12 protein-coding genes are annotated in these 12,705 nt (G+C 36.6%); 2 read left to right on the forward strand and 10 right to left on the reverse strand.

What is annotated here, in order from left to right; all coding sequences use genetic code 11:
- Positions 1-737 precede the first annotated feature (737 nt).
- Together B2C77_RS16830 and B2C77_RS16835 are read left to right on the forward strand one after the other, a co-directional pair.
- Positions 738-1,208 carry an ImmA/IrrE family metallo-endopeptidase gene (locus B2C77_RS16830; protein WP_077706090.1) on the forward strand — a complete coding sequence of 157 codons (471 nt, stop codon included), beginning with the start codon at positions 738-740 and terminating at the stop codon, positions 1,206-1,208.
- An 824-nt stretch (positions 1,209-2,032) separates the two neighbouring features.
- Positions 2,033-3,220, forward strand: a complete 1,188-nt coding sequence (locus tag B2C77_RS16835) for an IS256 family transposase (RefSeq protein ID WP_077701816.1) — start codon at positions 2,033-2,035, stop codon at positions 3,218-3,220.
- A 458-nt stretch (positions 3,221-3,678) separates the two neighbouring features.
- Here B2C77_RS16835 and B2C77_RS16840 read toward each other — a convergent pair whose 3' ends face one another.
- The 10 genes from B2C77_RS16840 to B2C77_RS16885 form a co-directional block, all read right to left on the reverse strand.
- Positions 3,679-5,439 carry a hypothetical protein gene (locus B2C77_RS16840; RefSeq protein WP_077706091.1) on the reverse strand — a complete coding sequence of 587 codons (1,761 nt, stop codon included), beginning with the start codon at positions 5,437-5,439 and terminating at the stop codon, positions 3,679-3,681.
- 5 nt (positions 5,440-5,444) lie between these two features.
- The gene (locus B2C77_RS16845) at positions 5,445-5,924 is read right to left on the reverse strand and encodes a PulJ/GspJ family protein (RefSeq protein ID WP_077706092.1); all 480 of its coding nucleotides are present in this window, start codon (positions 5,922-5,924) and stop codon (positions 5,445-5,447) included.
- Positions 5,914-6,369 (reverse strand): type IV pilus modification PilV family protein, encoded by a 456-nt coding sequence (locus B2C77_RS16850; RefSeq protein WP_077706093.1) that lies wholly within the window; start codon positions 6,367-6,369, stop codon positions 5,914-5,916. The genes B2C77_RS16845 and B2C77_RS16850 overlap by 11 nt, the downstream gene beginning before the upstream one ends.
- A gap of 23 nt (positions 6,370-6,392) precedes the next feature.
- Entirely contained in the window at positions 6,393-7,103 is a 711-nt protein-coding gene (locus tag B2C77_RS16855; RefSeq protein WP_077706094.1) for a hypothetical protein, read from the reverse strand.
- A complete protein-coding gene (locus B2C77_RS16860) occupies positions 7,096-7,689 on the reverse strand; it encodes a PilN domain-containing protein (RefSeq protein ID WP_077706095.1) in 594 nt (197 codons plus the stop codon). Before B2C77_RS16860 ends, B2C77_RS16855 begins: the two co-directional genes overlap by 8 nt.
- Positions 7,673-8,677, reverse strand: a complete 1,005-nt coding sequence (gene pilM, locus B2C77_RS16865; RefSeq protein ID WP_077706096.1) for a type IV pilus biogenesis protein PilM — start codon at positions 8,675-8,677, stop codon at positions 7,673-7,675. The genes B2C77_RS16860 and pilM overlap by 17 nt, the downstream gene beginning before the upstream one ends.
- Before the next feature lie 216 nt (positions 8,678-8,893).
- Positions 8,894-9,658, reverse strand: coding sequence for a prepilin peptidase (locus tag B2C77_RS16870; RefSeq protein WP_254843993.1), 765 nt, complete (start codon positions 9,656-9,658; stop codon positions 8,894-8,896).
- 218 nt (positions 9,659-9,876) lie between these two features.
- Positions 9,877-10,323: a type II secretion system protein gene (locus B2C77_RS16875; RefSeq protein ID WP_077706097.1), complete on the reverse strand. Its 447-nt coding sequence runs from the start codon at positions 10,321-10,323 to the stop codon at positions 9,877-9,879.
- A 114-nt stretch (positions 10,324-10,437) separates the two neighbouring features.
- Positions 10,438-11,652, reverse strand: coding sequence for a type II secretion system F family protein (locus B2C77_RS16880; RefSeq protein ID WP_077706098.1), 1,215 nt, complete (start codon positions 11,650-11,652; stop codon positions 10,438-10,440).
- Positions 11,652-12,695, reverse strand: coding sequence for a type IV pilus twitching motility protein PilT (locus tag B2C77_RS16885; RefSeq protein ID WP_077706099.1), 1,044 nt, complete (start codon positions 12,693-12,695; stop codon positions 11,652-11,654). Before B2C77_RS16885 ends, B2C77_RS16880 begins: the two co-directional genes overlap by 1 nt.
- Positions 12,696-12,705: the final 10 nt, after the last annotated feature.

Below are 12,705 nucleotides of genomic sequence, written 5' to 3' on the forward strand. Positions count from 1 at the left end.
TCGTAGATTTCCATATATGACAATAAATCATTTAACTCATTCTCGGTAAACTAATAGGTATTAATACCTATAAAACAAATTAAATAAGTCATAGTATAGACAATATATACATCCTTGAGTTACATAAAAAATGTAACTTATATAGGCTTTTTAGGAGATTTTTTCATTTTCTTTATACTACGTCGTTTCATGCTTCCCTTTCATATAAAAATGTCCTATTATAAAAGTATTAATCTATGAATAGCATGTCTTATTTTATAATTCTAAATAAAAATATCTATTATTGGCACACGCTTCGAATCAAAAGTGTTTGATAAGATAGTCTACCATGCATTGATTTAGGTTATCATAAAGAGCTTAGGATATATGGATGATCATTCTAGTTTCTTATATTGAAAAATGCTTCGACTTTTCTCATTTTTCATTTGTCCCACCTACTTCCTTTTTCATTTTTTTATGCTATAATTTTGATTACATCACATGACATATAAGTTATTATTTTACATCTATTACGTACTACTTTATAAATCTACTAACAATTCCGATATTCTAATTGCTATGACTAACTAGAAAAAGGTAGGCGATACATATCTTATACTAGTTGAACGATGTAGAAATATGATTTTTCCTTTGTGTCCATACACGCGAACTTTCTCGTTCACTGTTTAACAAAATAAGAAGCTTGCTAACTCCATAAGGAGTAAAAACAGGGATTTTGACTATGTCGGAGGTCTACGATGAGTTATAGAACTACACCATTAGAAGAAGGTATTAAAAATCTTTACATGAAACTAGGATTTACAGAACCACAATATCCTATTGAAGAACTTGCAGAAAAATTAAACATTCATTTAAGTTATCAAAAAAAGCCTATTTTGCAACAAAGAGGGACCATATATTTAAACCCTCATTTGTCAAGCGAAAAACAGAAAGAGCTATTTTATTATGAATTATCACATGTCCTTCCACATGTAGGGATACAACTATTTATGCCAAAATTATTTAACAGTTTGCAGAAACATAAAACAAGCTATATTGCGCTACATTTAGCTATACCAACCTTCATGTTACAAAAGGTAAACTTCCCTCTATATCATGAAGAAGCAATTGCAAATGTTGCTAATGAATTTAAAGTAACAACTGAGTTTTCTCAAAAACGCTTACATGAATATAGAAATCAAGTAAATCAAAACTGGAACATTCTTTAATAGCTGTTGGGGAAGTTGCAATTCTACAATGAGTTAATTTGAACAACATCTATCCATTCAAAATTCATAATTTAAAGATGTTTCACAAGTGGAAGTAAATTTATACGAAAGTGAGCTACATTTTTTAGGGGGGGGATCTTTGGGCAGAGGCAGACCATGAAAATTTACAAGCTACAGCGTTCTCTAGGTGCGTAGGTAGTATTTTTCACATAAATGCTTTTTTAACTTAATCAAGTAAACCAATAAGAGGAGGAATAACATTGAAAAAAATAGGCTTAACTATTATGGTGCTAGGAATTGTTGTTCTTGTTAAGAAAGGGTTTTCCTTAAAAATAGAGGTGAAGTGTACATAGACAATGACGATTTTGTGTTTGCCACTAAGCCATTCATAACACGATCTTCTTGTTTAAAATTTTATCTTTCTATCGTGTCAAGCTTTCATAAAATATGGTTCTCACCCAAAAAAGGCTTTTTAGTTATTTTTGATACTAAATATAATGTTCTCACAATAGATGAAACTACATATTGGGTTTTTAAGACATCTATTTTTAGAACAACCCCATTTTTGGGTATTAACCAAATTGTTAGAAAACCGTAGTTTTTGTTATACTTTAGGCCTTTAAAATTTTATGCTTTCCCATAATGGAATAAAAGTGCGGGGCGCCCGTTTAGCCACAGAGGGAATGGAACGAATCAATCGAGATAAAAGGAATCACGAGAGTATAAAATATTTTGTGTAAATGATTTTTAGAACATAGAAAAAGGAAGACCCTTTTTGTAGAATTAAGTTAGCCGACAAAATTCACAGAAAAGAGGTCTTCCCTATGAACCATGTTACTACAGATTTAATTGAAGCTCTAGTCCAAAAACAGGATATCCAAGAAGTTTTTCGCCAACATCTTGAGTCAGCAGTCAATCAATTACTCAAAAATGAATTGACAGCTTTCTTAGATTATGAACCTTATGATCGAAAAGGTTTTAATTCTGGCAATTCACGTAATGGCACTTACCCTCGTTCAATTAAAACGGAATATGGGGAATTAAATATTGATATTCCACGCGATCGTAACGGTGAATTTAAGCAACAAACTCTGGGCTCTTATAATCGCACGAATGATACTCTTGAAAGTTATATCATTCATATGTATCAAAAAGGCATCACGACAGACGAAATCGTTCAACTTATTGAGCGAATGTACGGCCATCACTATACGAAACAGACCATTTCCAATATCACTCAGCGTGTATCAGAGGATTTAGAAGCGTTCCACAGCCGAAGGCTCAACGAGCGCTATGTTTGTGTCTATTTAGATGCTACGCATATTCCAATTAGACGCGATACTGTCCAAAAAGAAGCTGTCTATATATCGATTGGCATTACCGAAGATGGCACAAAGGAAGTTTTGGATTATACGATTGCCCCAACGGAATCAGCTCACGTTTGGGAAGAGATGCTTTCGTCCCTTCGTGAACGAGGCGTTAAAAACGTTCTGTTGTTTGTCTCTGATGGGCTTAAAGGAATGACCGATTCGATTCATCGTGTTTACTCTAAAGCGAAACATCAGGTTTGCTGCGTACATGTTTCTCGAAATATTTCTAAAAAAGTACGCGTCAGCGATCGTGAAGACATCTCTAATGACTTTAAAAAGGTATATCAAGCTGAAAATCGTACTGAAGCTGAATCTCAACTCGAACAATTTCGGGAGAAATGGCAAAAGCTTTATCCATCTGTCATTAAAAATGTGATGGGGCATGAACAACTCCTAACGTTTTTTGATTTTCCGGCTTCTATTCGAAGAAGTATTTACTCCACGAATTTAATAGAGTCTTTTAATAAGCAAATCAAACGCCATATCAAAGCCAAAGAGCAATTTCCGAATGAGGAATCGCTCAAACGTTATTTAGTCACGCAATTCCATCATTATATTGAAAAACATAGTATGCGATGTCATAGAGGGTTTGAAAAAGCTAAACCAGAACTACTTAAAATGTTTGAAGCTATCGAAACTTAATCTTCTTCAGTTTTGGAAGTTTAGCTGGTTCTCACCAAGCATCAAGCCAAATACGCTTGACCCTTGGTGAGAACCAGCTATGGGGTTAGTAACTGAAGAAGAAAGTCACAGTCCGACCTGCAAGGTCGTTTATAATAAATAACTAGCTTAATTCTTACAAAAGGGCTTAGTGTCATTTACACAAAATTATTGACACTCCCGGAATCACGGTAAGGGGATGAACGATGATAACTTATCATCGTGCGGTTTCGTGAAATCACCTAATTGCTGGGCGATAAGTGGAGCCAGATGTGGCTATATAGTTGTTTCGTCATCTTCAAGCATCTAATTTTCTATACTTTTGTATGAAAAAATTGCCTTCAAGTTAAGTGGTTCGAAATGCGATCCACTTAATTTTGTACAAAAAAGATGGAGCATAAACAAAACGTTTTCAAGCACCATCTTTCTATCATAAATCTTCAGTGACGTTCTTTCACTAACGGAGGATCAACGTCATATATTACAGGCTCTTCTTCCTTTAAATCAGAGTACGTATTAATAATTTCAGGGTTGTAAATTATTTGTAAACGTGAAGGCATATCTAGTTGATTTTCCCGACCTTCAAAATAACTACCACCTATATATTGTGCTCCAAAAAAGCGATTATCTCTCGCCCGCCCGCGTATCGCATTTAATACGACACGACGTGCAGAAATACCGCCATCTATATACATATTTGAACCTACACCAAACATTTCAAAATCACTTTTCGAATAGAAAAAACCACGAATTTTACTCGGTTTATCCTGATTCACACTGTTATTTCTTATATGAATATTCCCATTAGCAAAAATAATAAGCGACTGCTCTTCACCATCCTCCTTCACACCTTTAATTTGCGTGTTTTCAATGGTGACATCTCCATTAACATACATTAACGTATTAAATGTTGCATCTGCACCTTTGATCGTTAAATCGCCATTTACGTAAATCGAACCTTCCATTTGGATCTTATCATAATAATTCGGATGATAACTGTTACTTCCATTTCCAATAAAAAGATCTCCACCAACATACATCGTTTCGGCGATGGAAGTCGTACCAGCGCGATTAACTAAACTTTTTTCTGTAGCAAACTTTTTGAAGGTGTTATTTCCTTGCAATATATATTCTTGCACATCTTGACACCAAAACCAGCTACATTCCTTCGCCCCATCTGCATATACCTTCTCTTTAGCATAACGATTTCCCGTTGTTAGCTTTTTTTCATCAAGAATATTCGCGGGATGATCAATTTCGCTTTTTTCATAGAAATGATTCTTTTTTTGTTCATTGATTCTTATTTCTTCTTGATTAGGTGAACGTGAGACAATATTCGGCGCTTGGGAAAAAACTTCCTCAGGTCGATAATGCTTTTCGTACCGATTATTAGAAAATTTGGTGCGCTGAATATGATTTTTATACCAATTACGTTGCCAATTATAATGATTCGTAGGTGGATCGACGGTATATAAATCGCCGCCTAGCACGAGCTTCGCCTTATTTGTATTCCCACTTGGTAAAATTTCTGGAGATAGCGAATCAATCCATTCATCACGACCTAAATAGGCGTATCCTTTATCGGAAGTAATGACATGCTTGTCCACTTTTAAATCCCCTTCAATCGTGACTCCGCCGTGTAAAAATAAGTTCCCTTCCCCTGGAATGCTTCCATCTGCTTGATGAGAACCGATAGCATATTTCAAAGCTTCGGGGACTGTTTTAGCACCTATTTCTACATTACTATGAAAAGTCCGTTCTCTACCTTCCACGAAGCCAACGCTTTTAAACGAAACAAGTTTACGCAATTCATTGACTGTGCCGTCACGATTGATGACATTCTCCCAGCCTCCATTAATACAAGCTTCATATTTGCCTGTTTTTCCTTTTACTTGGATCGTATTTTCCTCACATGTATAATTTGCAAGTACATCTTCTAACTCTTGAATAAATTGCTGGCGTGGCAGTCCATACTCTCCTAGTCTCGCTTCCAATTGTGCATTAATTTCTTTTGTTATGTGCAGTAATCCCTTGTCTGCTAATTCTGTTGCTTGGACATATTCTTCGCGCACTGTATTTTTTTTCATCCCTGACATCGTCATCATAACGGCTGATAACGCTAATGTCATAAACACAACAATTAAAAGCAGTACGAGCAATAATGTGTAGCCGGATTCATCATGTTGATGACGCCTTATCATGCACCTCACTCCTTAGGACCACTCCGATCATTGATAATTCCTATTTCACTTTCCAATTGCAGAGCGTAACCGTTCTTCTCCAAAATCAACGTAATGTGAAAGAGGTCTTCATTTACCTTGTATAATGTAGATGTCGGTCGGACAGTAATATCCGTTGATGAAAGTGGCAAGCGTTTTTGCTTTATAACAACTTTCCCATTGACAATCCCAATCTTTTCCTCGGTATTCTGTAAGACAAAGTAAAGGTTGTTATCATTGGGAAATGCTTTTACTTCACTTGCTTTTAATGTATACAATTCGTCAATCAAATAAGCCATCATAAGGTCTGCTTCGTCTCTTAATTCCGCGTTTGTCTTCGCGCGTTCATACGCATGATAACCACTCATTAAAATTTGCACAGCAATAACCGATACGATAGCACCAATAACAAATACAGCCAGCACTTCAACTAATGTCATTCCTCGCTCATTTTTTCTATTCATCATTCACATAGCCTTCTACTTGATTGTTTATCCTTCCTGTTTCATCTTCTACGCTTACCATCACATTGATTAAACCGAGTGATTTTTCATGAACGGTTCTCCCACCCGCACTTTGGCTGGCTGTAATTACAATAGAATAAACTCGATCGTTAATTGTTGGCTGGTAGCGTTGCTTACAACCAGATAAACCAAGACGTGTACATGTTTCATAATCAAAGGTAGTTTGCTGATCTGTTATTTCCTCTGGTAGAAAAAAAGCAGATGGTTCCATCTTTAATCGCTCCATTGTTGCTTTACTAAGGTTTAAAACAATAAGTTTTTCATTATTTGATGCAGCTGCTTTATTCGTAAAAATGAACAATTGGCTAACCCCTATAAGAATGACAGATAACATAACAAGCGAAGCTAGAACTTCGACTAATGTAAAACCACGCTGTTGTTTATGCATGCATAAACTCCTTCCAAAGCAAGCTACTTTCTATCGTAAAAAGTCATCAATTCGACAGTGTATTCGACCGTTTCATCCGGATTTTCTTCTAGCGTTAATTCCTTTTCCCCTGGTTTCTCCATTTCAATGGCATGTACCATCGTCACTCGCTCTAATTTTTCAATTTGTTGTAAAAACTGCTTGAAATTTTTATATTTCGGTGAAAATATTTTTACGCGCAACTGAACCGTGTGAACAGACGTAGCAACGGTCTCCATCACTTGTCGTGTAGCTTCCTCCGATTCTGCTTTCTTCGCCTCATTTTCTTCCGTTGGGGTTGTGTTTTCTTCTGTAGATGATTCCGCTTCTCTTCCATCTTCAACTTCTTCATCCGCCTGTTCTTGTTCCAACACTTGCAAAGATTCATCATAAGCAAATTCCATGTCTTCCACACGACTAGAACTAATCGTTGCTATTTTTTCGATGATGAGAAGTAATTCATCTATCTCCTTCGACTTAGGGATTTGTTTGTCCAAAGCGATCGTATCTATTTCTGTATCTTGATTTCTCACATCAGTTAACTTTTGTTCTTGTTTGGAAATGTCCTCTTGTATCATTTGCATGTCGGTTTCCTTGGCGTCTATTTGTTTAAAGAGCGGGTGGATAACGATGACATAAATTACAAGAAGTAAAACAAAAAATAGTGCTAAAATGGTAAAAATAAGTCCTTTTTTTTCTTGAAACATGTCATTCATGATCCGTATCCCCCAATAAACGTTCTTTGTTAGGTTGGAACGTTAATTCCACATCGTAACGTGGGATAACGTCATAATTGACTTTCTTTAGCTCTTGTTCTTCTGTGTCAAGAATCGAAAATGCTTCTATCTCGTTAATTTTCGCATCTTGTACATATTTCGACTTATTCAATCGACGAACATATTTAGAAATCTCCGATAACGTTTCAAACTGTACTTGAATTGTGACATCTGCTAAGGAATATTTGTATTCACTAAGATAAGACCGCTCTGACAAAAGGGTTACTAATTCCTCTATTAATGTGGATGTATGTACATTATAGGATTGCAAATAATCGAGCGTCGCTTGTTTATCCGTTGTGTCTTTTTGCTTATCACTTGTAAGTTGTTTCTCTAACACCTCATACTGGTCGTTATATTGATCGTATTGCGTAGACAGCCTTTCCAATTCCTTGGTTGAATGAAAATAAATAAAAATGAATACACTCGAAACAACGACGAGGAAACCGATACCGATAAGAAAACCATAATAAACACCTTTTTTCTCTTTGCGCTTTTCAGGAACTAAGTTAATCTCTGGTAGCATGCGATGTTTCCCCTTTCAAAGCTAACCCAAGCACTGGAACAAAATCTTTATCTTCCCCCTCCACATTTCCAGCTAACATCGTTACTGGTTTAGCAGTAATAGACTCTAACCTTGCCGCAATCGTTGGTAGTATTGGCATATCACCATATAAAATAATTTCGTCGACTGTTTTTTCCCCTTTATATAAGGAATAGCAATAAAAATCCATAATCCGTTGTAGTTCTAGTATTTCATCTTCTATCAATTGCTCTAATTTGACATGATCTCGTTTAAATGTCCAATTTAGATATTTGCTATATTTCGTATCTGCTTGCCAGTCGGAAATTTGTAAATCAAGCTGTTGCGAACGGTTAAATTCTGGTAGATGTTTACAAAAAATGCTAATATGTGTCGTTAAAAGATTACATTCAAATAATAAGTAAGCTTTCTCGGATAAGGCGGAATAGTGGTGTTGAAAATACCGATATACGCTAAGTGGTTGCACATCAATAACGGCAACTTGCCAACCTACATCCTCAAAAACACCAATGTATTTCGTCATTTCTTCTTCTGGAACAGCAAATAATATCCCTTTTCTACTTTCTTGTTGCCCTGGTTCTTGACATTGATCAGGAATGAACACATCCAATAGTGGTGAAGAAAAAGGGAAATGGAGCGTACTTCCAACTTCATTTAAGAAATAGTTGTTCACATCATCTGCCTCTAGCTCCAATGGCACGTCTACATGGCGCATAATAACAAGCTGATTAGGAACAAGAAAACGAACTGCGCGATGTTTTAATTTCTCATAACGGACAAATTCTTTCATAAACTGGTAAAAACCTAGCTCATCCACTATTTTCCCTTGTTGTATGCAACCACGTGGCAATTCTCTTTCTTCGATAAGGCGAATGGATTTTAAATCATGTCCTTTGTTTTCGACAACACGAAGGACATAATCATCAATCAGAATATTAACAGTAAGTTTTGGCTTAGATAGTAATAACATGGACTCACCTTCCTATAATGTTGAACAAAGGGTCGGGGCGCGCGGTCAAAAACGTAGCAACAGGAACGCATCAACGAAAGATTGAGGAATTATACTACTAACACAGGGGGGATGCTATGCTGACATTTGGGCGGCAAACCCATTTTTAATCCGCTTTCCTCTTTGTGACGAACCTTATCATAAGGATACAATGCCACGCTATTCATGATTTATTTGCTACTGCCCAACTAAAAATTGTTGTAACAACTTGCTCCACGTTTCTGGAAACAAAAAGTAAAGGAAAGCTGCCACACTAATAAACGGTGCAAAAGGTAATGGTTCCTTTCGCTTCCTTCTCTTTCTTATCATTTGTACAACACCATACAAAACACCGAACAAAGAAGCTAAAAAGAGGGTCCAAAGCACACCTTGTACACCAATAAAGAGTCCAAGGACAGCAAATAACTTTATATCCCCGCCTCCCATTGCTCCTTTACTAAAAAGTTGAATTAAAAATAGAAGCAGAAATCCAAGTATAGCCCCTAAATAACTATCCCACCACGGGGAAGTAGGGATAAACAGTCGTATAATGAACAGGATGCTTGCAAAAAAGAGCAATAATCTATTCGGAATGACTAACCTATCTATATCAGCGATGCTTACCGTGATTAATAAAGCGATAAGTAAATAAGCAATGAATAGCTCATTAGACCAGCCAATCCTTAGTGGAGTGATAGCAAATAGTATTGCTGTTAAAGCTTCTACGAACGGATATTGTAAGGAAATAGGAATGTGACACGATTTACAGCGACCCCTTTGCATAAGAAACGATACGACGGGAATAAGTTCTGCCGCCGTTAACTGGTGATTGCACTGTGGACAATGTGATCTCGGTGAAATGATAGATTGATCATTAACAAGACGAAGTCCAACGACATTAAAAAATGAACCAAATACTAAACCGACAATAAATAAATAGACAATGAGCATCGCTTCTATCATGCTGTCATTCCTTCCTTTTTAAGTGTAAAGAGTAATGATCGGGATTCCGTTTACTACTTCTATAAAAGGAATCTTTTCTCACTTAGTAGCCCAAGGGTATACGCTGTTACCTCCCACTTCGTATCCAGTGCAAAATCTTCAATTTTCAAAGTGGGGTTTAACAGCGCCTAATATTTGGGATAAATCAACCCCTAAATTTATCTACCTATTTTCATAAGTTATTCCGTTTCATCACAAGCTTCGCGACCTTTGTTTAGGTCTTTTTCTGACGCACTATCCAATTTACACTTTTCACCTATAAAATCCTCTATGGAATAAACGCCTTTCTCCGTCTTTGTTACTGTAGCATCCTCTCCATAATCCTTATTTTCATCATTCCAAGGGTCTAAAATTTCTTCCTCAATAAAGCCATCATCTTGCAAAGCTTTTAAAGTGACACCATTATTTTCAAGGTCTCCGCCCGTTGATTCATACATTTTCGCTGCGGAAATAATTTGTTGCGCGTTAGCTACGTGTGCATCTTTTTTTGAATTATCAATAACATTACCTATAACAACAAAAGCAATTGCTGCAACAATAGCTAAAATAACGACTACTGCGAGTAATTCTACAAGTGTTAACCCTCTTTGATCTTGTTTTAATTTTTGTTTCCATTTTTTCAACATTTTGTTTGCACTCCTTTTTTAATCAAAATTCTATGCATGCTAAAGTAATTCTGAATCCTATCTTTCTCCCACTACCACCCCCTTTTAAAAACGGTTCATAAGAATTAGTCATGCTTATTGAATGTCTGTAAACACAGTAAACATTGGGATGAGAATCGCTAGCACGATAAAGCCAACAATAGTAGCAAGGATTATAATCATAACGGGTTCAATCAGGGATTTTAATGAATCGACGGTACGATCTACATCCTGTTCGTAAAAGTCAGCAATTTTTGTCAGCATGTAATCTAATGAACCCGTTTGCTCCCCAATAGCAACCATTTGTGATACCAATGGCGGAAACACCCAGCTGTTCGCTAACGGTTCCGATAATGGATTACCTCGTTCTAAGTTTTGATATGACGCTCGCACAACTTTACTAATAATCGGATTGCCCACAACTTTTTCAACAATTTCTAAAGCATCTAAAATAGGCACAGAACTAGCAAATAACGAAGCAAGCGTTCTAGTCATTCGTGCAATGGCTGCCTTTTGTAACACTTCTCCGAATACTGGCAATTTTAAAATGATAAGATGTACCCCATAATGAAAGGTTGCATGCCGCTTAAATAGAGTTAAAAACACCCCAATAAAAATAATAGAAATAATAAGAACGAGCCACCATAAATTTTTTACGATCTCACTTAGTTGCATCACCATTTTCGTGATTATTGGTATTTCTCCATTAAATTGATTAAAAATACCGACAAAATTTGGCACGACGAAGAGCAACATAAAACTGACAACACCTATAATTAAGACCAAAAGAACAATCGGGTATGTCATCGTCGACTGCACTTTTCGCTTCAATGTATATTGCTTTTCGTAGTAACTAGCAAGACGATCAAGCGTATCATCTAAATTCCCCATCATCTCTCCAGCTCGAATCATATTCACGAATAAGACTGGAAATATTTTGGGTTGTTTTTTTATTGCTGCTGAATAAGCTTGTCCCTCCCGCACTTCTTCTTCCACAAATAACAATGCTTTTTTTAACGCTTTGCTATTTGTTTGTTGAGCAAGGATTTTTGTAGCTTCTACAATGCTAATCCCTGCGCGAATTAAAGTAGCAAACTGCCGACAATAAATAACAAAATCACGATTTTTTACAGACTGTTTCGCTAAAGATAGATCTTTATTAAAAATAGTTGCTTTTGTCTCTTTTATTTCTCGTACATTTACACCACGCTGTTGCAATTCTTTCATCGCTGTATGCTTCGTTGCACTTTCAATCGTTCCACGCTTCATCGCACCTTTTTTCGTTCTTCCCATATATTTATAAAGTGGCATTACTTGGCACCTGCTTGATTTAAGTAAGGTTTTGCTTCTTCATACGAAATTTTATTTGCATGTAATAATTGTTGAATGGACATTTGTAATGTATGCATCCCCATCGAACGACTCGTTTGAATTACATTTTCTATTTGTTCCACTTTGTCACTGCGAATTAAATTAGCAATAGATGGGTGGTTAACGAGTAATTCGGTAGCTGCGATTCGATCCTGACTATGCATACGCTGGAATAGACGTTGCGATAAAACACCTTCCAACACATCTGCTAGCTGTACTCTAATTTGTCCCTGCTGGTGAGGTGGAAACACATCAATAATACGGTTAATCGTTTGAACAGCACTATTCGTATGCAATGTTGCTAACACAAGATGACCCGTTTCTGCTGCCGTAATCGCAGTTGCTATCGTCTCTAAATCCCGCATTTCTCCAACAAGAATAATATCCGGGTCTTGACGTAAAGATGCCCGCAAACCTTTGGCAAAGCTTTGCGTGTCAACACCTACTTCTCGTTGATGGATCATTGATCTATGATGTTGGTGAATATATTCAATTGGATCTTCTAATGTGACGATATGTTTTGCTTTATGTCTGTTAATATAATCGATCATCGCTGCTAAGGTAGTCGTCTTTCCCGAACCAGTTGGTCCTGTCACTAAGATAAGCCCATGCGGTCGTAATGCAAGGCCTTTTAAAATTGGTGGCATTTGTAGCACTTCTAAGCTAGGAATCTGATGCGGAATGATTCTAGCTGCTAAAGTAATTTGTTGTTTTTGATAGTAAATGTTTAGTCGGAACCTTCCTACATCTTTGATTTCATAAGCGGCGTCAAGCTCTCCTTCACGTAGGAACATGTCCCATTGCTTCGGAGAAACGATACACTTAACCATATTTTCAATGTTTTCATTACTAAACCTTTGTTCCCCATAAGCAGTAAGTTTTCCGCCAATCCGAAAAACTATTGTCCTCCCAGCAGAGATATGTACATCAGAAGCGTTACTGTCAACCGCTGTCTCTAATAATTGATTGATATCGCCTTGCACTTTTTCCCCT

It is taken from the genome of Virgibacillus dokdonensis, assembly GCF_900166595.1.
In the GTDB taxonomy this organism is placed as follows: domain Bacteria; phylum Bacillota; class Bacilli; order Bacillales; family Amphibacillaceae; genus Virgibacillus; species Virgibacillus dokdonensis.

Bases quoted from the DNA above. Each gene is read 5' to 3' on its own strand.
- B2C77_RS16830 (WP_077706090.1), top strand. From the start codon at position 738: ATGAGTTATAGAACTACACCATTAGAAGAAGGTATTAAAAATCTTTAC.
- B2C77_RS16835 (WP_077701816.1), top strand. From the start codon at position 2,033: ATGAACCATGTTACTACAGATTTAATTGAAGCTCTAGTCCAAAAACAG.
- B2C77_RS16840 (WP_077706091.1), bottom strand. From the start codon at position 5,439: ATGATAAGGCGTCATCAACATGATGAATCCGGCTACACATTATTGCTC.
- B2C77_RS16845 (WP_077706092.1), bottom strand. From the start codon at position 5,924: ATGATGAATAGAAAAAATGAGCGAGGAATGACATTAGTTGAAGTGCTG.
- B2C77_RS16850 (WP_077706093.1), bottom strand. From the start codon at position 6,369: ATGCATAAACAACAGCGTGGTTTTACATTAGTCGAAGTTCTAGCTTCG.
- B2C77_RS16855 (WP_077706094.1), bottom strand. From the start codon at position 7,103: ATGAATGACATGTTTCAAGAAAAAAAAGGACTTATTTTTACCATTTTA.
- B2C77_RS16860 (WP_077706095.1), bottom strand. From the start codon at position 7,689: ATGCTACCAGAGATTAACTTAGTTCCTGAAAAGCGCAAAGAGAAAAAA.
- pilM (WP_077706096.1), bottom strand. From the start codon at position 8,677: ATGTTATTACTATCTAAGCCAAAACTTACTGTTAATATTCTGATTGAT.
- B2C77_RS16870 (WP_254843993.1), bottom strand. From the start codon at position 9,658: ATGATAGAAGCGATGCTCATTGTCTATTTATTTATTGTCGGTTTAGTA.
- B2C77_RS16875 (WP_077706097.1), bottom strand. From the start codon at position 10,323: ATGTTGAAAAAATGGAAACAAAAATTAAAACAAGATCAAAGAGGGTTA.
- B2C77_RS16880 (WP_077706098.1), bottom strand. From the start codon at position 11,652: ATGCCACTTTATAAATATATGGGAAGAACGAAAAAAGGTGCGATGAAG.